Genomic DNA, 22,933 nt, shown 5'->3' with positions numbered 1-22,933 from the left:
ACATTGGTTGCCCCGCCGCCGTGCGACGGCGGGAAGTCTGGTTATCGGGTGTGCCGACCGCGTTTGCGGCCGACCGGCAGCGCGGTTCCCGCGCCCGCTCCCCCGGCCGCGGCCGGTTCCATGCGGTTGGCGCGCAGGTACCATGCGGTGCCGAGGGCGAGCATGAGCACGCCGAGCATGACGAACAGGAGCGTGCCGTTGCCGCCGGTCTCGGGCAGGGGCGAGAAGTTCGTGACGGTGACCACATACTTGCCGTCCTTGTCCGTGCCGTACTTGACGGACACCGAGTAGCCGGCCTCGGCCGGGGTCTTCGTCTCGGCGTTGCCGTCCGTGTCGCCGGAGGCGTAGGTCATGTTGAGCTCCTTGACGGTGTACGTGTAGTAGCGCGTCACGTCCTCGCCGTTCGGGCCGGAACCCTTATCAACGAAGGCGACCGGCAGGCCGGTGAGCTTCGTGCGCCACGTGTCGCTCCACGCGGAGCCGTTCTCCTTGGCGGTCATGGTCACCGTGAACGGGTTGGCCCGCTCCTCGGTGGCGCAGTCGTCCTTGAAGCATTCGAGCTTCCCGGCCTTGACCTGTTCGCCCGCCGCATTCGTGTACGTGGCGGTTACCTCGAGGGTGATGGCGTCGGGGCGTTCCAGCTGGCCGTTGCGCCACACCTTCTGCAGGGTGAGGTCCACGGTCTTGCAGCCGTCCTTGCCGCATGGGTCCTGGCCGTCGTCCGGTTCGGGGGTGAGTCCGCCGTTGTTGTCGGTCACGGTCGCGTCGAGCATGAGCACGGCCTTGGCCGGGGACTGGTAGGCATCGAGCTTCGTCTTGGTGCTGCCGTCCGTGGAGTCGACCACGGCATCCTTGATGCCAACCCATGTGGTACCAGCGTCGCCGGATGCGGAGCTGTGCACAGCGCTGCTGTCGTATGTGTTGACCACGTCGAACAGCTTCACTTCCCAACGATCGAGTCCGGTGTTCAGCGCATCGTCTGCCGTGTTCTTCTGCGAGAAGATCTTGTTGCCGTCCTGTGCGGAGGTGCGGGCCTCACTAGCGTTCGCGGCCGCCTTGCGGTAAATGCGATAGGTGTTGTATGCCTTGTCGCCGTTGCCGTCATCGACCGGTCCGAGGATGTCGCTCATGGTGTTGAAGTCCCATACGGACTTGAGTTTGGTGTTCGAGAACGGGTCGACCAGTCCGCTGGCACCGCGGATCGTGTCGGCGTAGACCATGTGGTCGTCTGCCAGCACGCCCTCGTCGTTCAGTCCGGCGAAGCCGCCCGTGTAGCCTGTGGAAAGATCCTTCACACCGTCGGTATCCTGAGTTGCCCCTCCGCCGAACACGTCATAGCCATTGGCGATGCCCGTTACGGTGGACTGTTCCACGCGAGTACGGTTGCCCTTGATGAGCTGGACGGTCAGGTTGCTGCCCGACCCATCCATATCAATGCCGTCTTTGCTGCAAGGCAGTTTGATGACACTATCGCCGATGGTGACAATCGCCACATCGGTCTGCTGCTGGTTTTCATCATCAGCCTTGGACAGAGCAACGCTCACCTTCAGTCCGAACAGGTTCACGTACAGCACGTCGCCTTCCGAAAGCACCTTGAGATCGAATACCTTGCCGAAGATGGCCGGGAACCACTTGCCTAAATCGATGACGCCGACCTGTTCCGCCTTGTCGAGGTACAGGAGCTTGACCAGCGCGTTCACCACTTGCAGCAGCAGTTCCACAAGTACAGAGTTGACCTTCGCGTCAACCAAATAGGCACGGCTGGTTTCACCGACGAATCCGCCGGCAATCTCACCGCTAGTGACCTTCTTGAGATTGTCAGACGCGCAGCCCTTCACCCTGGCCAAATCCACGTATCCAACAAAACCACCTGCGACCTCGCGTCCGGTAGCCTTGTCGGTGGCTTTGCCGTAATTGTCGCCATGGTGTGTGGCGGTGACGGTATAACCGTCCGGGATGCCGGTGACGCGCGAATCGCCAACGTGCGAGCCCCAGATGTCAAGTACGCCGGCCGTGGCACCAAGCAGATTGAGCGCATCCGTGCCGAGTTGTGCATTGTCGGCGGCGACCGTGCCGGATTTGCCAAGATGCCCGATGAAGCCGCCCACGTAGTTCACGCCGGTCACACTGTTGAGGTTGGTGACCGCAGACTGCTTCACAGAGCCATTGATCAGTCCACCGCCGAAGCCACCGACCGCACCGGTGTAACGCTTCGAGTCAAGCATGCCCTTTGTGGTGGAATCATGGGCGACAATCTGGATGCCGTCGCTCACACCGTTGACCTGACCGTCATAGATGAAGGTGCGGAATGCTTCGAGCACGCCCACGTTGCCGACCTTGAGCAGTTTGAGCAGCAGGTTGGTATCCTGCTTATCGCCGGCCTCGCCACCGCCGACGGAAGCGACGCTGGATACATCAGCAAGACCAAAGAAGCCACCGGCGTATTGCCCGCCTTCGACAGCGCGCAGCCCGTTAACAGTAAGAGAAGCCGGGTCATTGTTCGGATCCGCTTCACTGCCGGTGCCTTTGGCGGAATCCTTGTCACCGAGGATCGAGGCCTGCAACGAACCAGCGAAACCGCCGGCGTTCAGGGCATACTTGGTTGTGGTATTACCCTTATCGTCCTTGCTCTCATATGCGCCATTGACCGTGTATCCCCATGCCGGGTCATCCGAGCTCACATGTGCACCGCGAATCGTCGTAACCGTGGCCTGCAATACGCTGACCAGACTTGCCGGGTTCGATACCAGCGAGTCGAGGATTCCTTGCAGGAATCCCTCGGACGCATTGGTGTCCACATCCGCAACCGCACCGGCAGTGGCCACGCCGATAAATCCGCCGACATTGTTGCGCCCTTCCACCTTGCGCAGGTTGGAAACGTTGGCGCCGGCAGCGGTGACACCCTCGACAAGCTTCTGGCCGCTCTGGTCGAGATCGCCCCAGACCTGGCCACCGACCGCGAGACCGGCATAGCCTCCGGCATTACCGGTACCGTGCGTGATGTCTTCACCGGTGGCCACGACCTTCATACCCTTGCGGTAGCCGGCCACGCTCGAAGATTTGACGACGGGCACAAATACCTGTGCCACGTCGAGCATCTGTCCCAAATCAAGTTTGATGCCTTTGTCGCCGAATAGTTGGATAGAGCCGAACGAGGATGCCGAGCCGGATTCCATCGTGCCTGCATAACCGCCTGCCGCACGCATGGCAGAGACGGTCTTGACATCCATCGACTGGCCATCGGTGATCGTGCCGGTGCGCATCAGACCGACGTGTCCGCCGGCGACGCCGGAATCATGCAAGTTCGCGCCAGTCCGATACTCCGCACGTCCTGCGACGACGTTGAATCCGAAGATGTAGGATTCGAGGAACTTGTCCAGGGAATCCTGGTCGGTAACAGAGCCCGCACCATCAGCCGTGGTCACATCGGTGAATTCCTTGCCATACGCACCGTACTTGCCGATGTTGTCGACCCACGTCTTCCACTGGTCGTAGCTCATATTGCGCAGCGGACCAGTGACCTTCGAGTGCTCCTCGGTCGGGTAGACCACGGACAGCACGCCAGCGAGGTTGCCGGCCTTGATGAGACCGCCGAGCAAGGAGAGCGAACCGCCTTGAGCGGTATCGGCCGCTTCCATGAAGCCGGTGTAGCCGCCGGCGATTTCGGCACCGTATACGCTGCGGATGCGCGCGGCATAGGCTACGCGTTGCGGCCCGTTGTATTTGCCGTCGGTGTTCTCCTGCTTCCATGCTGCGGTGTTGTTGCCCCAGATATGGCCGCCGCGGTTACGTCCCGCATAGCCGCCGGCCATGCCGCGGCGTGTGGTCGTATCCGATGCCGCCTGTGCGCGCACCGCGCCGCCGCACACTGTGGCATCGGTCGAGCTGTTGCGAATCGTCGGCACGAAGTCCTGCACGAGCGAGAGCAGGTTGTCGAGGTTGACGAGCTTCTTGAGCACGCTGCCGTCGCCGAGTACGTTTGCCACGGCTCCCGGCTGCATGGTGCCCACGTAGCCGCCGGCCGAAACCTGGCCGATGATGTATACGAACTCATGCGAGCTCGAGTCCTGAATATGGCCGCCTTCGATGTCTCCGGCGAAGCCGCCGGCCATACCCAGTGGATCGGGCTTGTTGTTGGCGTTCCTATGGTCTGCCGTGCCGGCCAGCACGGAGTATCCGCCGATGCCGCCGGTCACATCGGAATGTTCAATCGTCGAGACGACGACATCCAGCACACTGAGTACATCGTTGAGATTGACGTTCTGGCCGAGCAGGCTCAAGCCGCCGCCCACGGCCGCCGCCGAGCCGATGTCCATTTTGCCGATGTAGCCGCCGGCATACCGAGCGGCGGTGACTGCATACGAGCTGTCTTTGCTCAGATAGGTGTCGTCGATGGATCCGGTGGTTTCCAGATTCTTCGGTGCCTTGACATCAGTACGGCGCAGTTGGGTCACACTGGAATGGGACACCTGCACACCGGAACCGTATCCAATGTAGCCGCCGGCGGAACCGGATTGCGTATCGGACTGATCAAATCGGGTGGCGGAAACGGTGAAGCCGGGATCATCCGGGTCGGAAATCTTGTTACCGCTAGTTGCCTCCACGGTGGTGGCATCGGAATGCACACCCGCGTAGGAGATGAACGGCACATAGCCCTGCACCACCTGCAACAGGTTGGCGAGATCCACCGTACCGAATTTGCCGAGCAAACTCAGGCCGCCGTTGCCAGCCGAAGCGAGCGCGCCGGAAACGACCTTGCCGCCGAAACCACCTGCGTATGCGCCGCCGGTCACATGGTCAAGGTTGACAACGGCCACGGGGTTGGCTTGAACGCGGGACTGCACGTCTGCCAGCGTTGAGTCGTTCTCGAGATCGGTTTCGGAGAACTGATTGACCTTGCCGCTTTGGAAGTTTCCCGCATAGCCGCCCGCGATATCACCTTCGACGTAACCGCCGTTGACGTACGTCACGGTGGTATACGTATAGCTTGGAATCAGATACGGCATGGCACCGAGCAGGTCGTTCACGGACAGCAGTCCGCCCTTGATGAGGTTGTCCAACACGCTGGAATCATCGGCGTTGCTAAGTGCGTCGGCGAGGCCGCCGGTGGTGGAGAAGCCCACGAAACCACCCGCGATGCCATCGGACGTGCTGGTATCGGCTGTGACCGATTTGAGGTTCGTCACATGGCTTTCCCGGGTCTTGGTGCTGTTGGCCTGACCATAGAAACCGCCCGCAGCGTAATCGGTGGTCTCGTTGTTCTCGTTCTTGCCGGTCGCCTTGACCGTGAATCCGTTGGCGATGCCGTTCACATTCGATGCAGTGACTGCAACCGAAGAATATTGGGCAACCGATAGCAGACCGGAAAGCTTGATAAGCCCAAGCACATTGAGCCCGCCGGCACCAACGGCGTCGCCTGGTCCAGAGAAGCCAATAAAACCGCCGGCTTCTCCCCTGGCCGAGACCGTGGCCAGATTGGTAAGGTTCGTGTTGGCCACGTCGCCGCCGGTGGCGCATCCGATGGCACCGCCCGCATAGTATGAACCAGCCGTCACCGTCAAACCGGATGCCGGAGCGGTGACAGACATGTTCTCCACGGTGAACGCGGCAAACTGGTCGAACTTCTTGAGCGTGGCGATATCGCCAATTTTCACCACACTGTTGAGCAACCCAGCTACCGTTGTCGGTTGCAGATTGCCGGCGATACCACCCGCGTAGGAGCCCGTGGCCGTGACCGATTCAAGGCCTTCTATGGTGGTGGAGCGCTGCTGAGGGAAGTCACGAGGATTGTTGTACTTCCAGAACGTAAGGTTCTTGAGATGATCCTGTGAGGAGTCGCCGATCACCGTGCCCGATCCTTCGCCCACGAGACCGCCCGCGTAATCGCCACCAGCCTTAACGGTGAGGGAGCCCTTCATCTGCGTGCCGAGAATCACGGAGGGATTCACACCGACGATGGACAGCAGTTCTCCCGCACCACTACCGCTGCCGCTCAGCAATTTGGCCACAGCCTTGGTGAGTTGTTTCAGCAGCGATGCGTTCGCGGCATCGTCCGTGCCGAGTTCCAGGCCCCATCCCACGGAGGCAAATCCGGTGAATCCGCCGGCATGGGATTTATCAGTAGACACGGCAGCCGTGGCTGAAATCGTATTATTGACCGCGTAGGCATTGGCCATCGCGCCGCTAAATCCACCGGCATAGTCCGTGGCAGATACAGTGACCTTGCCATCGCCGTCGACGGTCAGGTTGCTGTTCTCGATGAGGCTCTGCGGACGCAGCGCAGACAGCAAATCAATACCAAGCGAATTGAGCAGACCACCCACGTTGCCGTTGCGGCTTACTCCGGCGAAGCCACCGGCGTATTGCGTTGCCTGCACGGTGAAACCGTTCGTGCTCGTCACCGAGGAGTTCTCGACGATTGCGCCAATCTGCGCACCGACGAAGCCACCGGCCTGCGGATTATTCTTGTTGCCGATCACCACGTTTTCTTTGAACCCGTTCACCGAACTGTTCGAGATGACCGGGTTGTAGTAGCCGACCGGAACCAAGGCATTCAGTCCGAGCGTGCCGGACAGCAGCCAATTCACCAGATCGCCAAGCCCGAGGAACGGGATGACACCCAAGATCTTCGAGAGTACATTGGTGAGCGCTCCTACGATGTCGGAGACTGCATCGTATCGGGTTGCGCCCTCAACATATCCCACGAAACCACCGGTCATACGGCTTACGCTGGATACCGAAACATCTGCTACCTCGCAGTCCGTAACCTTGGTGTCCCCGTAGATACGGCCGGCAAATGCGCCAGTGGCGAGATTGGAGGGATTGTCTTTGTGCAGGGTGAGCAGACCTCGAAGATTGAGGTCAAGATTTACTTGTCCGAATGTCAGCAGTTTCAACGCCTTAAGCAGAAGATCCAAAAGTCCACCCACTGCCGAAGTGAGTGCGCTGAGCAAGGTCGGCGGAATATACGATTCACTCGTATGATTCGTCACCGACACATCCTGCAGCTTGAGGTTCGACACCACGGCCGTACCGGCGCTGCCCAGACTGTTGCTGTTCATCACGGTCTTGTTCGTGATCGAGGCGAAGAAGCCGATGCCCTGCTGCTTGCTGACATCCAGCTGGTCGCCTTTGACATTAGAGACCATATCTTTCTGATTGACGACCACATGGCTGATGACCGGCCGAGCTGCGGTAGCGTGAACCACGCTTGCGCCATCGGCACCAACAGCCTTCCACAGGCTGGCTTCGGTGTCGCCGTCATTGGAGACCGCACCGAGCATAGTGCCGGAGAACATGAGCGGAGTCCACTCGGTGTTGTTGGTATCCGCCGCGTTCTTGGACAGGTCGATGTCACGGAAGATCAGGTAGTTGGCGTCTGCGGAATAGGTCAGGCCGGTGTTGGCAGCGGAGTAGTCCGTTTGCGTGCCATCAGCACCCACGCCGTAATACTTGGTGCGGGTCCTGTTGACGCTTAACGCCGTGCATGCCAGCAGTGGACTGTCGTGGTCGGAGGCATCAGTATCGCGCAAAATATCTGAATCGGAGAGATCGGCGTCACCGGCGTATTCGGAAGACGGCGTGCCGTCCACCCACTGATAATTGAGGGCTCCTTGCTGTATGCAAGTCTGCGTGACCTTGTTGATGCGGCCAATAACCTTCTTGCCAGAACCAATCGCACGCAGCTGCTGCTCGTTACCAATCAGGATGTAGGTCTTGCCGTTGATCTCCTTGGTGGCCTGACCCTCAAAGTCACGGCCGCCAAGCGCCGTCGCGGCGACCTGCACATCGGCCTTCGCCGGCGATTGATCCATCGCATTTGAGGAATCGTTCTTGGCATCTTGAGAAGAAGCATCGTTTGGAGCCTGCGTTTGGGCTCCATCATTAGCGGAATTGCCAGCGGTAGCTTCTGCTGAGTCGTCCGCCTTATTGTCTGTCGCACCATTTGAGGATTCGGAAGAATCACCAGTAGTAGAAGATGAAGGAGATGAATCCTGCTGTGCGTCTTGATTCGTTTCGGAAGGTGTTGGCGCACCGTTTGATGTATTGGCCTCTTCTGACGTCTTATCGTCAACGTTGACATTGCGGGCAGAAGGAGCAGCTACGACAGTATTATCCCCCCCCTCCAGAAATTACGGCGTTAGGAGAGCTACTCACATCGTCTATATTCTGAGCATATGCTGCAGGCACCATGCACACGATGGACAAGGAAACAGCAATAACCGAAGCAAGGCAACGCTTCAAAGACAGGCACTGCCGTCCAGATTCCTGTTCCGTTCCTCCGTTAAACCCGCAACGGACGAACTTCAATTCCGAGCTCATTGTCTCCCCTCATAGATTCGCAATCCCCTTTCGGGAGATTACTGCATACAACTATACGGAAGAGATTGACAAAAGAACAAAAAACGTTCATTTGCTGGGGCCGGTTAGCGTATGTCTTTCTGAGCAAAAAGAAAAGCCCCGCAGCTATGCAGGGCTTTTCCAACGAGGTCATGAGAGAGGAAGAGAACGACCCCGTTTAATGGTTGACGAAGCTTTAGGACCTCGCCAAATCACTCATCATTCCGCACTTTCAAGTTTACGCCAATCTCGCTTTCAAGTTTACGCCGACAACACTGCTGACGATTACACTTTCGATATTGAGAAATCACAAGAAAGCAGCAAAAGGTCATAAGAAAACCCGCCCGGGAAAGAGGGAAGACTGGGCGGGTTGAGGAAGGGAAGAAAAGGAGGTCAGTTATGGATTACTTGGCGGCCTCCTTGGAGTCCTTGTTCTTCGGCATAACCCAGAACTTGAGCAGCGGGTAGCTCACGATCACGGCGAGCAGGGTGTTGACCACGGAAGCGATGGTGCCAGCAATGCCAGCGCCCATGCCCCAACCCTGGCACAGACCGGTCACATAGCCCGGCAGCACAAGGTTCACAACCACGATGATCACAGCGAGGATCACGTACTTCCAAGCGGCATCCTTGAAGCTGGAGTCAGACTTGAACACCCACTTCATCTGCACGAAGAAGTTCACCACCTGGGCGAGCGCCTCGGCAAGCAGGAAGGTGAGGAAGCCGCCCAGACCGTTGCCCTGAGTGTCGTAGTTGAAGATCAGGAAGTGGAACGGCTGCGTCAGGCCCATGCCACTGATGAAGATGGCGGTGCCGATCCACGTCACCACGAAACGGGTGATGGTGGAGATGTTCGACAGCACGTTGAACAGGATGAACTCCCAGATGTTCGGGTGGTCCTTGATCCACTGGCGGATCGGACCGACCTTCTCAGCCGGCTGCGTTGCGTTGTTATCAGTCATTGTTCAGCTCCTTTGCAGTACGCTTGTTTGCGGATTGGTTGCGGAAGAAGCCGGCGATGACGCCGCCCAATCCGCGGAAGGTGTGTCCGTTGGCGATTTTGACGATGGCGTCGACCATCGCGGAATCGACCATGCCTTGGGTCATCTTGCTCATGGCTCGCGGAGGCATGTTCAGGATGAACAGGGTGTTGAGGTCCGGAGCGCCGGTCTTCTGACGAATCTTGGCCTCCTGCTTGGTGAGCGTCTTGGCGACGGTACGCGCCACGAAGCCCTTGGAATCCACCCACGACATGATCGGATCGTTCACGCCGAACGTCACCGGCTTGCCCGGTGCCACAACCTCATGGCCGAACAGCACGGCCATTTCGGCGTCGGTCACTTCCTTGACGTGGCCGCTGAGATAATGGCCGAGCGCAGTATCCGCGGCAACCGGATTGACATCGCCTGCGACGGTGTGCGGAATCGTAAGCGGCAGGTGTTCGGCGTTGTCGCCCACCATCAGCGTCCACTCGCCGGTTTCCGTCTTCCATTCGTTGCTGGCAGCGTCGAAGTGACGGAAGGTGTAACGGTCGAAATCGATGTGCACGCTCTTGCTTTCGTGTGCGGCAAGCGAAACCTTGGCGAAGCCCTTGAGCTCGCGATCCGGACGCAACACACCACCCTGCGGACCGCGCACGTACAGCTGTACAACGGTCGAACCGGCAACATCGGAATCGTTGCTGACCATCACGTCAATGCCGTTCTCACCAGCAGTGGCGGCACTGTAGGTGAACGTGGAGTAGCTCAAGCCGTAACCGAACGGGAAGCGCACGGGCACACCGGCGGTCTCGTAATAACGGTAGCCAACGAACGGGCCTTCGCGATAGATCGCATCGCGACCAATCGCCGGATACCAACCGGAGCTCGGGCAATCCTCGTAATGCATCGGCCAGGTTTCGGCCAAGTGGCCGGACGGATTGATCTCACCGGTCAGCGCGCGCACGGTCGCGGAAGCGCCGGCCTGACCCGACAGACCCACGTAAAGCACTGCGGCAACGTCGTCAATCCACGGCAGTTCCACCGGAGAGCCGGCGACAAGCACGACCACGATCGGCTTGCCCGCGCCCTTCAGCGCTTCGACCAGATCGTTCTGCACCTGCGGAATCGCCATGGTGGAACGGTCAAGGCCTTCGGATTCGCTGCGTTCGTCAAGACCGACGACTGCAAGCACCGCATCAACGCTTTCCTTGCCAGCCAGCGCGACTGCGTCTTCCACGAGCACGCGGTCAGCCTTGCCCTGGCGGTCATAGCCCTGCTCATAGCCGGCAAGCACGAGGTCTTCGGCGTTCTTGACCTCTTCAAGAATGTTCTCTTCCTTGGTGGCGTTTACCTTGGAGGAGCCGGAACCCTGATAACGTGCGGTTGCGGCCATATCGCCGATCACCGCCACGCGGGTGCCGGCCTTGAATGGCAGGGTCGCGTTATCGTTCTTCAACAGCACACTGGAGCCTTCGGCCACCTTGCGTGCCACGTCGTGATGCGCTGCTGCGATATCGTCTTTGAGCAGATCGTTACGTCCAACACCGACCAGCTTGGTCGCTGCCGCGATTTTTGCGACTTCTGCGGCACGCGCGTTGATATCGGCTTCAGACAGAGTTCCCGCCTTGACCGCGCCTTCCAGCTCACGCACGGAAGTGAAGCCCGGAGACGGCATTTCCAGCGATCCGCCTGCCTTGACTGCTGCGACCGCGGAGTTGGATCCGCCCCAGTCGGAGACGACCATGCCGTCGAAGCCCCATTCGTCGCGCAGAATCTCCTGGAGCAAATGTTTGTTTTCGTGCGCGTAGACGCCGTTGATCTCGTTGTAGGAGGTCATGATGGTCAGCGGCTTGGCTTCACGCACTGCGATTTCGAAACCGGTCAGATACAATTCGCGCATGGTACGCTCGTCGACCACGGAGTTGCTGGCCTGGCGGCGCAGTTCCTGGCTGTTAACCGCGAAATGCTTCGGGCATGCGGAGATGCCGTTGCTCTGGATGCCGCGGATCAGGCCTGCCGCCATACGTCCGGCGACGATCGGATCTTCGGAATAGTATTCGAAGTTACGTCCGCACAGCGGGTTGCGCTTGATGTTCAGACCCGGGCCGAGCAGCACGTTCACGTCAAGATCGTGCGCTTCGCTGCCGAGGGCCTCGCCCATTTCTTCGGCGAGCGCCGGATCCCAAGAATTGGCCACGGTTCCTGCGGTCGGGAAGCAGGTGGCCGGCTTGGATGCGCCGATGCCGAGATGATCGCCTTCGCCGAGCTGGCGGCGCACGCCGTGGGGGCCGTCGCTCATCACGAAGCTGGGGATGTCTGCGCGGTCGTTGCCTCGCGAATCCCATTCGGATCCACCGGAAAGCATTGCGGCCTTTTCAACGACCGAAAGTTCTTCGAGTTCCATTGGTTCTCCCTTGCACTAACTCCTCGAACCCGCTTGGCCCTCCCTGAGCCTGCGCTGTTCTTGTTGCGGATGTTCTTGGCTGCATCGCATGTGAGCATCCGCCGCTAGTTTGATTGAACCAGCCTTTCGCCGCCAACCTGCGCTCCATTACACAACCTGTCGTTTTGCCCGCACAATCGGACATTCCTTAACTGATTTGGGAATCAAAGGAACTCACATGGCAGATACGTTTTTACCGCTCCGCCGCGCTTTCGTATGCGTTCCATACACACCATACGGCGTAGGAAATGAGTGGACAGATGGTGGCGGAAATAATCACGTCGGTCGGATAATGCAAGCCGAGCAGCAATCGCGAACAGGCGACCGCCGCGACAAGCGCGACAGCGCCGATGACCGCCCTGCGGAGGAACACCCGTCTTCCGTTTGCACGCCCGTCATCTTCTCCGTCGGGAAAGCGTTTGCGCGCGAAATTACGCACGGTAAGAATCATCATGACCGATACGATCACCGCGGCTGCCGTGTGACCACTCGGAAAACTTGGATCGCCCGGCAATAGATCACTGCCGACGGACGTGATCGGACGGGGGCGTTCGACCAGCCATTTGACACCGGTCACGTACAGTATCGGCGCCGCCGACACGACGACATCGCGGATGACGACGCGCCTGCTGCCGGTAATACGCAAATCGACAGCGGCAAGCGCGGCGACGATTGCGATGCAGCCTACCGTTGAAAACAAATACGCAAGTACCGTAGAGCAGTCGCGCAACCCTTCTGGCAGCGCCGCTAAAGCCTGCAAAATATTGGTCTCACGCATTGTCGCGATTGCCGAATTGCGCAGTGCGACGCCAATCATAGGCACAATGCCGCACAATATGGCGGTTGCGATTACCACAGCTGTCGCTCTCGCGTTATTTCCGTTCTTCGTATGCATGATTCCAGTTAAGCACAGTTCACCATACCGTTGCCGTATGTTCACATCCGGGGTATCCCCGAAAATCGAGGATTATCCTTCAGGGGGCTTCCCCGACACGCGCGCTGCAGACGGCCGCGCAACACAAATATGGCATACCCACACGGGAAGTACCGCGAACGATGCGAGAATCGGAATTGGCGTTTAAGAAGGAAGAAGGAAATATGACCGAACCAATCGCAATGACCATACGCCATATGAAAATCGAGGATTATCCGCTGGTATACGGACTGTGGACACGATGCACAGGTTTCACTATGAGGGATATAGACGATTGCGAGGATGCGATAAAGACGTTTCTCAAACGCAATCCCGACACCTGTTTCGTAACCGAGGACGATGACGGAAGGATCATTGGCGCGATTCTTGCCGGCAACGACGGAAGACGGTCACGCATCTACCACACGGCGGTCGACCCCGACGCACGCGGTAGGGGCATTGGCTCGATGTTGGTGGGCCGTGTGGTTGAAACGCTTCGTGCAATCGGTCTGCCGAAAGTCGCTGTCGGAGTGCCCGCAGACAACGACGCCGGCAACGATTTCTGGGAACGGCAGGGCTTTGCAGTCCGTGACGATTTGGTTTATCGAGAACTGCCGTTGTAATAACGAACCATCCACGATGCCGTGCACGTCGCCCAGCCCACGTTGTTCGCGGACAGCAAGTAGAAGCCGGCCAGCATGCCGCCCCACCCATGGACACGTAGGCAGCGGCGGCGATGCCGCGGCCCAACGCGTTCATTACGTGGCACAGCAGCCACGTGTCAAGAGGCCCCTGCCGTAACGGAAGTCCGAGAGGCCACCGATGGTGGATCGCTGTTCAGACGGAAGACGCAGCCTGTACGAGCGAACTATGCCTTGGCTAGCTTCTTGTGCCTGAGAGTGTAAACGGCATCGGCGGAATCGGCGACACGCTTGGAATGCGTCACCACAATGACACATTTACCGAGTTGATGAGCGGCATGCCGCAAAAGATCAATCACCTCATCAGTCATTTCCGGATCCAGGCTGCCAGTCGGTTCATCCGCCAGAATCGCGCGGCCGGGCGCCACTAGGGCACGGCCGACCGCCACTCGCTGACGTTGACCGCCCGACAGGTGCATGATGTTGCGCTTCGATTCCTCACGGCTCAGTCCCAGATCCTCGAGGATCTTCATATCGGCCTTGGGATTGACCAAACGCAGATTCTCTTCGGGAGTGAGATAGTCGATCAGATTATGGTCCTGGAATACCAAGGACACGTGTTCGCGACGGTGCTTTGAATAACCCGTCGTAGCTATATCCTCGCCCTCAAAACGAACCACTCCATCAGAGGGGGCATCCAGACCGGCCAACAGGGACAACAAAGTGCTCTTTCCCGCTCCAGATGGGCCGGTTATCGCATACATCTTTCCGGATTCGAAATCTGCGTTCACATCCGAAAGAACACGGATCTTCGCCGCGCCATATGAGTAATTGGCATGGTCCAATTGCAGACAGACAGTCATGATTAATATCTCCTAACGCATAGAGGAAAGAATGGATTTCGGGGATTTGGCCAGCACTGCGGCGCACGATACGGCAAGCGCGATTGCGATGACCGCGCATCCGAGCAGCAGGATGAGCAGCGTCTGTTCTGGCGGCAGAGCCTCCACCTGCAATGATTCAAGAGGCGCGACTCCAGAATCGTGCAGCAGAAGCGAGGACACGTATCCAGACAATAGGGAGCCCGTGCCCAGCGAGCACAGGGCTGCGACCACAGCCATGAGACCGGTTTCGATTGCGAACTGGGCGATAATCTGCATCTTGCCGATGCCGAGAGCCAGAAGGGTGCCTATCTCATGAATACGTGAGCGGATCCAGAAGACAAGCGCCATGCCCAGTACCAACACATCAGCCAAGCAAACGGACAACAGCACCATACGAACCAGATCGCGCACCGTTTCCACCGACTGCAGCACGCCGGAAAGCCGCGCCGAGTCATCGGTGACGCCATACTTGCTTCCAGCGATTTTTTTCGCTTGGGCCACTGCGGCGGAGAGAGCCTGCGGATTATCCGAAAGACACCGGATCGTGCCGACCCGTTCCTCTCCAGTCAGCGCGGAAACCACTTGGGCACCCGCATAGATAAGATTCTCCGATGCGTCCGATGGCATAGGGCTCTGTGCCTGCACATTGCCAGAGAAGATTCCGGCCACGCGAACGGTGGAATCGCGGTCTTCCTGACTGAGCCGGAGTGTTGATCCCACCGATAGCCCATTCTCACGTGCGAAATCCCGGTGAATCAGTACGTTCCGGCCATTACCTGAAATGTGGTGTCCTTGTTCCAACCGGTACAGACCGCTTTGGAACTCTTCGGACAACGAGGAGTCAGTGGTGCCCAGCACGCTGACCTGCGTGGATAGACCGGAATCCAGCCGAGGACCATGTTCGGGGACAACCGGATGCGCTCCATCCACCCCTGCCAAGGTCTTACGCTCGTAAACGGTTTTTCCTACGCCGGGGATGCGCGAGAACCGGCTCGCTTCCTTTAGACTTGCAGGATTCTCGCCTGTGTCGACAGTAAAACCTATTCCCATGCTTCTGCCGATATCGTCGGACATTTTCTGAAGTGCCGTTGACACTCCAACCTGAGCCACAAGACTGGTGAAAACCATCAGCATCAGCAGTCCGATGATTCCGCTGCGTACCGGTTTACGCACGATTGCCAGCGTGGCACGATTCCACACGTTCATGCCCGTCATCGGAGCTCCGACAGGCTTCGCGGCGACTTGCGCAGCATCGGTATGCACGATATGGCGACGCATACCAGCATCACCGCCAGCAGGCCGAGCGACACATACAGTACGGCAGTCGTGTCGATCGATACCGTGAGCGAATCCAAGGTACGAACCGACATATTGGATTCGAGATCGCCGCCAACCTGCCCCATGCTGCTCAGCTCCTTCGCCGCGGAGGCGTTCACGGAACGGAGGGCCGAAGTGCCAAGCCATTGGGCCACTCCTCGTGCGCACAACCATCCGAGGGCCAGGGACGGCAGACCGATCAGAATCATCTCGGTTAGATATTGGGCGATCAGGGATGGCTTGCCGATGCCAAGGGACACCAGTACGCCCATCTCCTGACGTCGGTCGTTCATCCACAGTAAGAGCATGAGACTGAGAACTATCACGGCCGAAATGATCACGCCGATCAAAGCGCCGAGCATCATGGAACGCACACCTCGGGCGGCATTCAGCATGCTCGACGTATATTGGTCATTGCGTGTGATCTGGTAGTTGTTCCAATCCACTGGAAGCTTCTTCGCCGCTTCCATGGTTTTCTCCACGTCGACACCCTTGTCCAGAACGAAAGTGGCATCCTGATATATTTCCTTGCCGGCCTTGTACTGGTACAGAGTACTTGTAGTGTCCAAATCGGTGTACACAGTGTTGGAGGTGAGTTCCGCGCGGCTGGATACCTTTCTGTCGCTGTCTCCTTTGAATATTCCAACGATGGTGGTTTTGACGGTTGCCGTCGAATGCGACTCATTGTCGGCATCATATGGATTGGCCTTGAGCGTGAGGGTATCGCCGACTTTAAGCCCATTGGTTTTGGCGAGATCCTCATGGACCATCGACATATGCTTATCGGATGCCTTGAGATGACGTCCGTCGACCATGCTGAGCGTGTGCGACGTGAACACATTGAGTTTTGACGAATCGTTTGTGCCTATGACGTTGGCCGTATTGCCGAACTGCTGTTCTTTCTCCGCATCGTAATCATCGCCGCCGGGGACCTTCACCACGCTGGCTCCCACGAGATCGGCGGTGGCGTTCTGCCTGACCATGTACGAGTCAACACCGGACAGCTTCGAGATTCGTTGCACATCAGCGGGACGAACCATTCCGCCTCCGCGAGGTGTCAGCATGCTGCCTTGCAGGTTACTGGCCAGCACGAATCCGCCGACCGCCTGTTTCTCAATCTGTCCGGCCTCATGTTGCGCTGCCCGAGAAACTGCGGTTGCGGACAGCATACTCGCCGTTATGATGGTCAGCACAATGAACAGCACTGCGGTGCGCACTCGCTTTCTGAGCACATAGCGCGCCGCTCGTGAGATGAATGTCATTAATACCCCCTGTGAAGCTGGGACCTTCTCATCCGAAACAATGAAATCTAATTCGATTCTTCGATTGGTCATTCGCCAAAATACATGGTTCACCTCGGAACATGGCAAGATATGCCTTGAGCGAAAAAACGAAACAACATTGGTTGCATTATGCTCCGGGACATCGGTCGTTTTGTTCATTTGACAAACTTTGAACGGCTATAAAACAGTGCATATACCAATGGAGGCCCCAATCGAAATTGGGGCCTCCATCAGAGAGAAAGGAAGGAGTGGCAAGTATTGGTTATTTATTCGGTCAGAATCTTGGCCTTCTCGTTGACGCTTCAACCGTCTCGACCGTCTTGACTTCCTCGTCGGGGATCTCACCGGCCGCGAGCTTGGCTTCGAGCTGCTCGACGATTTCGGCGTGCATCTTCTCGTTGATCTTCACCTTGAAGGCGAACATCAGGCGGCTGAGCACGATTAGGGCGAGCGGCACGTAGAACGCGCAGGTCTTGAAGGTGTTGATGTTCGCGGCGGTCATGTCGGCGGCGGTCGCGTCACCGGTCATGCCCGCGGCAATGGCGATGAAGCCGACGATGCCGTTGGACATGGCGCCACCGACACCTTGTTCAAGAAGGTTTTCAGCAAGTAAGATTTGAGTCTTTATCAAACGCCTCGGCTGCTGTGATGAACCGGTCCAGCAGCCGAGGCGTTCCCATATATGCCCCAGCCGTTCCCAAATCCACCTATCCGCTTCGCCGACTTCGTCCAACTTTCCCGACAATGCCATTGCTCAATGGCGACGAAGGATCGCAGAACGCATTGGCCATTGCCTCACGGAACGCCTGACGGTCAAAATCAGGCAGATTGACATGAACCAGACCGCTCATGATTTCGTGATTCGGATTCCAAGGCTTCAATGCGTTGATGTGCGAGAACATATCAACCAACGGCATCCGCGAAGGGCTCGGCGTTGACGGCCAAAGACGCCCCTTTCATCCACTTGAAACACTTCCGATGCCATGGGCATGGAACGTCGGATCGCATCCACCTTGCCGATGGTCAGCACTCCGGCAAGCGATGGTTGCGGACCGTAGGGACCGTCCACCACCATCAACAACGCATGGTCGAGGTCATCGTCATCTAACAGCAGCAATGTATCGCCGGAATTGGTGAGACGAATCCTGTCGCGCAACCGTTCGCGCGCGGCAGGATCCCAGTCTTCCAATCGTGATTCCGCGCGGGCTGGGCGCTGTAGTCGTAGTTGCGCAACTGGGATAGGCGACTGACGAACCGGCTCGGGAACAGCGGCACCACCTCGGGCGTTCCATCCGCCTTCAGACGGCGCTGTCCCGCCCCCTGGATACTGGACACAATCTGCAAGTTGCGGTCTACCTCGATACACGCCACCGGCAACCCGTTGTCCGCATGGATGATTTCAGCACGCACCACGCGACCTGCGGCACCGTCTTGCTGAAGAAGATAAACACCGCCAGCCCGTCAACGCTGCGATGTTCCCCGCTAACACCGGTTACCGTGCCATTGTCTTCGATGCCAAGGTACAACGACCCGTTTTTCGGTATTGGCCAACGCCACCACGTTGTCCACGAGCTCATCGTCAATCTGAGGTCGGGATGCCTCGCTTGTAAACTCAACCGTCAGGCTTTCATGGTTCAGCAGCACAAGTTTACTCACATTGATACCATTCCATAACCGTTTTCGATGTGAATAAGCTCACGGTCGCAACCCACGATAATCGGCCACGGAATCACCGTAACGGCGTTATAGTGCTGTTTGTCGGCGTCGACAAGAGCCAGCGGCGCCGATGAAAACAACACCAAAGATGTTCAGCGAATTGTTCGCAGTACATGTGGTGTGCATCCGTTTCCTCGACGAAACTCCTCTTGTTCCAACCGGCAGGTCATCGTACGCCAGTTGCGAAAGGATTCGCCTATACATGGCAAGGTTTACCAAGAATCGTTGGACCAGCGCAATCATCCCCGCACTATTGATCCATATCCCAATCGGCACCGTCTATTGCTGGAGCGTGTTCAAGCAGTTGATCGCGGACCAGCTTCACGCCAGCCCCGCCTCCGTGGAATGGGGCTTCTCTCTCGCCATCTTCTTTCTCGGCATGTCCGCTGCATTCGCCGGGCCGATGGTTGAGAAAAACATCAAGAAATCTGCTCTTATCTCAATGGTCTGCTTTGTGGTCGGTTTCGCCGGTACGGGCGTGAGCATCGCCTTGGGATTCCTGCCCGGCGTGTTCATCTGCTACGGCGCGATCATGGGTGTCGGCCTGGGCATCGGCTACCTGACCCCGGTCAAGAACCTGATGCTGTGGTTCGCCGACAACAAGGGCCTCGCCACCGGTATCGCAGTCGCCGGTTTCGGCTTGGCCAAAGCCATTGCCAGTCCGGTGATGGAATACCTGATCGGCTCGATCGGCCTGGTGAACATGTTCTATACGCTCGCCGTGGTTTACGCGATAATGATGCTCGTGGGATTCCTGCTCATACGCCGCCCCGCCGGCTGGGTCTATGATCCCGCGACCTCCTATGTCAGCCGCGTCTCGATTCTTAAGAAACCCGTGTTCTGGGGCATCTGGCTCGCCTTCTACATCAACATCACCTGTGGTCTAGCTCTTATCAGCCAAGAGAAAGACATCCTGCATGATGTGCTGAAGGCGTTCCCGCAGTACGCTCCGCTAAGCCCGAGCGCGTTCGCGGCCGCCATTTCCGGCATTATCGGTTTGGTGCTCGCCGTGGATTCCGTGTTCAACGCCGCCGGCCGCGTGGGCTTCTCCACGCTGTCCGATCACCTCAAGCGCCGCGAAACCGTATATCAGGTGATTTTCGTGATATCGATCGCCGTATGCCTGCTGCAGGTTTGCACTAACAGTATCGACCGCGCTTTGTTGTGGGCCGTGTTGATGATGCTGTTCCTCGTCAACGCCGGATACGGCGGCGGCTTCTCCACCCTGCCGGTACTGCTCGATCAGCACTTCGGCACGAAAACCGTATCCACCACGCATGGGCTGACCTTGAGCGCCTGGGCATTCGCCGGCTTGTCCGGCAATCAGCTGGCGTCGTTCGTCGTCACGCACACCCCCGATCAGGCGCACCGTTATGCCGCGTTGATTCCGGTACTCATCGTGCTGTTCATAATCGCGCTGATCAGTATTTCGCTGGTCAAGGCCGCAGGCAAGCGCGTCGCCGTCGCCTAGTCCCCCATAGGTTCGTGGTTCCTAGTTCGTGGGATTACAGCGGATAATCCCACGAACTGGGTGCCTGCGCCATCGCATATAAATATGCCCGGAATCAAGCCAAAACCTGATTCCGGGCATATTCGTCATCGCGTGGCATTCGGTTCACAGAATCAGGCGACGGAATCCCGTGGGCCGAAGCGTGCTCACGCGCTTATCACCGTTTGTCACAGCTTGTCACGCGCCGATGAGATCAAGCATCTGAGGAATGCTCTTCTTGCCGAATTCGACGGTCTGCTCGCCACCACGGTTGATGACGATGCAGGGCACGCTCATTGCGCCGTATTGGTCCTTAAGCTCAGGACAATGCGAAACGTCGTAGGCCTCGGCGCGCACGGCAGGGTTTAGCGAGGCGAGGCGTTGGGAGGCGAGCACTGTCTCCGGGCACATCGTGCAGGTGAGCGAGACGAGAATCATGATACTCAGCGGGCTTGCAATGGACTTTGCCCGTTCGATCAGATCATCGCCCAACGGCTGACCAGGACCAGCCACGTTGTACAGGCCCAGCACGAACGAATTAAATTCATGACCGGAGGGCACGCCATGGAAGGCGAGACCAGTCGGCTCGCCATCCACCACCATGCGCACGCATGGACGCGCTGCCGGCAGCACGTGTTCCACGTCGAATACCGCACGCCCCGTATCATCCTTCTCGTACTCACCATCGACCACTACCGATTTCAGCTTGCCATCGGATAACGCGACCATCGCATCGATGAATCCCCGCAGTTCCGTGGACAGCGGCGTATCGTCCAGTTCCAAAGCAAGCGTGACCGGGCGAGACATACGGTTAAAGACCACGTTGAGCTGCTGTTTGGTAGTGTCGGAGAACAATTCGCCGGGCTTCCTAACGGCGTTTGCTGCGGCAGCGGCATCGGTGCTGCGTTTGACGGGTGCCGGTGCGGGCGTGGTGTCAGCCAACGAGGCGGCATCTGTCTTCGCCGTGGACTGCTCGTAGACGCAAGAGGTCGGGCGCTGTGGTATCAAACCGGTTTTCTCGCTCATCCGCTTGGCGTACCGTTCCAACTCCACCGCGGCAATAGCACCATCGGCGGTGGCAGTAACCACTTGCCGCAGGTTTTTGGCCCGCAGATCACCGGCCGCATACACGCCCGGCACCGATGTTTCGAGATAGCCGTGCGTGACCACGTAACCATAATCGTCCAGTTCCACCACGCCGCGCACCAGATTCGTGGCGGGCACATATCCTGCGAACACGAACACGCCGAACGTGCCACCGTCAGCAGATTTCCACGTTTCGGTCTGGCCAGTGGCCCGGTTTAGGATCGAAGCTTCACGTAAACCACCTTGCCCGGCAGTGACACCTTGCAGCTCGACCTGGTAACGCACGTCGATCTTCGGATTGTTTTTTGCTGCGGCGGCCACCACAGCGTCGCAAGTGAAGTCCTGTTCCCGTACGAGAACGGTAACTTTGGAGGCGTATGTGGTCAGAAACACGGATTCCTCGGCTGCTGCGAACCCTCCGCCGACCACCAGTACTTCCTTGCCGGCAAAGAACTCGCCATCGCAGGTGGCGCAGTAGGCCACACCGCGGCCAGCATATTCGGACTCCCCTTCGAACCCTAGTTTGCGTGGGCTGGCACCGGTGGCGATGAGAATACCAAAAGCTTTCAAGTCGCCGCGCGAAGTATGCACGGTTTTGACATCGCCATGCACGTCGAGGCCGATGGCTTCGGCGGAAAGGAATTCAGCGCCGAAATCCTGCGCCTGCTGACGCATGGTCTGGGTAAGCGCACGGCCAGTGGTGCGGCCAACGCCCGGATAGTTGACCACCTCATTGGTGATGGTGATCTGTCCGCCAAAATCATCTTTCTCGAGAATCAGTACGCGATATCGGGCACGGGCCAAATACAATCCCGCCGTCAGACCAGCGGGACCGCCGCCGATGACTATGACATCGTACAAATCATTTCGAGACATAACGACTCCCTTCGTGCCTTGATCTGGCTATTCAGGAGGTGCCCAGAGGATTCTCCTGGGCACCCCGTCGGATTAGCTTGACAAGCCGTCCGCCAAGCGACGATCACAGTTGACCAACAAGATCAAGGCTAGGTTCAATAGTGTCCTCGCCTGGAGTCCAGTTGGCAGGGCAAACCTGATCGCCATGTTCGTGGACGAACTGAGAAGCTTGCACACGGCGTAGCAGTTCTTCGGCATTGCGGCCCACATTGGAAGAGATGACTTCATAAGCCACGACCTTGCCTTCGGGACTCACGATGAAGTCACCGCGTTCGGCCATGCCATCGACTTCGTTGTAGGTGTCGAGATCCTTGGCCAATAGAGCGGTCGGGTCGGCAAGCATCGGATATTGAATCTTGGCGATCTTTTCATTGGCGTCATGCCATGCCTTGTGCACGAAGTGGGTGTCGCAGGAGACAGAGTAGACCTCGCATCCAATTTCCTTGAACTTGGCGTAGTTGCGGGCCAGATCCTCAAGTTCAGTGGGGCACACGAAGGTGAAATCAGCCGGGTAGAAGAAGAACAGGGACCAGTGGCCGAGCACATCAGCCTTGGTCACCTCATGGAACTCGTTGTTCTGGAACGCGTTCACCTTAAAATCGGTCAGTTCATGCTGCAGGAGAGTCATCATCGGTCCTTTCGCTGATTGTCAATTATCGGGCTTCTGCCGTTTTCCATCGTAACGTGATTCTCTGGAACCCGCGCGGGCGTAACGCGTGAGCCTCATCACATCATTACTAACAGTCACGCTGACGGACCATGCGATGCAAGGGTGTTGTGGATTGGGAGCCTCCCGCGCGCCGCGGGAAACAAGAACCAAAAGACAAAAAAAGGGGGTTCCCGGAGCGTCACGCTCGACGGGAACCCCGACGTTGAATGCGGCGGCGTGCTACTCTCCCACACCCTCTCGAGTGCAGTACCATCGC

Annotated in this window: 12 protein-coding genes and 2 pseudogenes; 3 read left to right on the top strand and 11 right to left on the bottom strand. The window is 58.1% G+C overall.

Annotated elements, in window-relative coordinates; translation table 11 throughout:
• Window positions 1–41: 41 nt before the first annotated feature.
• Complete coding sequence (locus tag KSY55_RS08710; protein WP_217749715.1) at window positions 42–7,787, bottom strand: LPXTG cell wall anchor domain-containing protein; 7,746 nt, start codon at window positions 7,785–7,787, stop codon at window positions 42–44.
• Between the two features lie 413 nt (window positions 7,788–8,200).
• On the opposite strand from KSY55_RS08710, the gene KSY55_RS08705 reads away from it, so the two are divergent.
• Window positions 8,201–8,674, top strand: coding sequence for a hypothetical protein (locus KSY55_RS08705; protein WP_217749709.1), 474 nt, complete (start codon window positions 8,201–8,203; stop codon window positions 8,672–8,674).
• Between the two features lie 70 nt (window positions 8,675–8,744).
• Here the strand turns inward: KSY55_RS08705 and KSY55_RS08700 are convergent, their stop codons facing one another.
• From KSY55_RS08700 to KSY55_RS08690, 3 genes are all read right to left on the bottom strand, one after another.
• Window positions 8,745–9,302, bottom strand: a complete 558-nt coding sequence (locus tag KSY55_RS08700) for a GtrA family protein (protein WP_055063846.1) — start codon at window positions 9,300–9,302, stop codon at window positions 8,745–8,747.
• Window positions 9,295–11,724 (bottom strand): glycoside hydrolase family 3 C-terminal domain-containing protein, encoded by a 2,430-nt coding sequence (locus tag KSY55_RS08695; RefSeq protein ID WP_217749708.1) that lies wholly within the window; start codon window positions 11,722–11,724, stop codon window positions 9,295–9,297. Before KSY55_RS08695 ends, KSY55_RS08700 begins: the two co-directional genes overlap by 8 nt.
• A gap of 232 nt (window positions 11,725–11,956) precedes the next feature.
• Window positions 11,957–12,658: a phosphatase PAP2 family protein gene (locus tag KSY55_RS08690; RefSeq protein WP_065435269.1), complete on the bottom strand. Its 702-nt coding sequence runs from the start codon at window positions 12,656–12,658 to the stop codon at window positions 11,957–11,959.
• A gap of 203 nt (window positions 12,659–12,861) precedes the next feature.
• Between KSY55_RS08690 and KSY55_RS08685 the strand changes: the two genes are divergently transcribed.
• On the top strand, window positions 12,862–13,299 hold the full coding sequence (locus tag KSY55_RS08685; protein ID WP_081291361.1) for a GNAT family N-acetyltransferase: 438 nt from the start codon (window positions 12,862–12,864) through the stop codon (window positions 13,297–13,299).
• A gap of 245 nt (window positions 13,300–13,544) precedes the next feature.
• Here the strand turns inward: KSY55_RS08685 and KSY55_RS08680 are convergent, their stop codons facing one another.
• From KSY55_RS08680 to KSY55_RS09270, 5 genes and pseudogenes are all read right to left on the bottom strand, one after another.
• Entirely contained in the window at window positions 13,545–14,180 is a 636-nt protein-coding gene (locus tag KSY55_RS08680) for an ABC transporter ATP-binding protein (RefSeq protein WP_055063844.1), read from the bottom strand.
• 12 nt (window positions 14,181–14,192) lie between these two features.
• Window positions 14,193–15,416, bottom strand: a complete 1,224-nt coding sequence (locus KSY55_RS08675; protein WP_004221017.1) for an ABC transporter permease — start codon at window positions 15,414–15,416, stop codon at window positions 14,193–14,195.
• Window positions 15,413–16,780: an ABC transporter permease gene (locus KSY55_RS08670; protein WP_195327858.1), complete on the bottom strand. Its 1,368-nt coding sequence runs from the start codon at window positions 16,778–16,780 to the stop codon at window positions 15,413–15,415. The genes KSY55_RS08675 and KSY55_RS08670 overlap by 4 nt, the downstream gene beginning before the upstream one ends.
• Before the next feature lie 287 nt (window positions 16,781–17,067).
• Window positions 17,068–17,384 (bottom strand): annotated as a pseudogene (locus KSY55_RS08665) (MFS transporter); the annotation flags it as partial.
• Window positions 17,385–17,574: 190 nt separating this feature from the next.
• Window positions 17,575–18,445: pseudogene (locus KSY55_RS09270) on the bottom strand (helix-turn-helix domain-containing protein); the annotation flags it as partial.
• Window positions 18,446–18,719: 274 nt separating this feature from the next.
• Here KSY55_RS09270 and KSY55_RS08650 point away from each other — a divergent pair.
• The gene (locus KSY55_RS08650) at window positions 18,720–19,988 is read left to right on the top strand and encodes an OFA family MFS transporter (protein WP_065447136.1); all 1,269 of its coding nucleotides are present in this window, start codon (window positions 18,720–18,722) and stop codon (window positions 19,986–19,988) included.
• A 216-nt stretch (window positions 19,989–20,204) separates the two neighbouring features.
• On the opposite strand, the gene KSY55_RS08645 is transcribed toward KSY55_RS08650, so the two are convergent.
• Both KSY55_RS08645 and ahpC read right to left on the bottom strand, forming a co-directional pair.
• Window positions 20,205–21,968, bottom strand: a complete 1,764-nt coding sequence (locus KSY55_RS08645) for an FAD-dependent oxidoreductase (protein WP_217749707.1) — start codon at window positions 21,966–21,968, stop codon at window positions 20,205–20,207.
• A gap of 103 nt (window positions 21,969–22,071) precedes the next feature.
• Complete coding sequence (gene ahpC / locus KSY55_RS08640; RefSeq protein ID WP_033501889.1) at window positions 22,072–22,635, bottom strand: alkyl hydroperoxide reductase subunit C; 564 nt, start codon at window positions 22,633–22,635, stop codon at window positions 22,072–22,074.
• Between the last annotated feature and the right edge of the window lie 298 nt (window positions 22,636–22,933).

Origin of the sequence: Bifidobacterium sp. MSK.13.1, assembly GCF_019131435.1 — a bacterium.
GTDB lineage: Bacteria > Actinomycetota > Actinomycetes > Actinomycetales > Bifidobacteriaceae > Bifidobacterium > Bifidobacterium pseudocatenulatum.
This window is presented reverse-complemented; position numbering and strand designations above follow the sequence as displayed.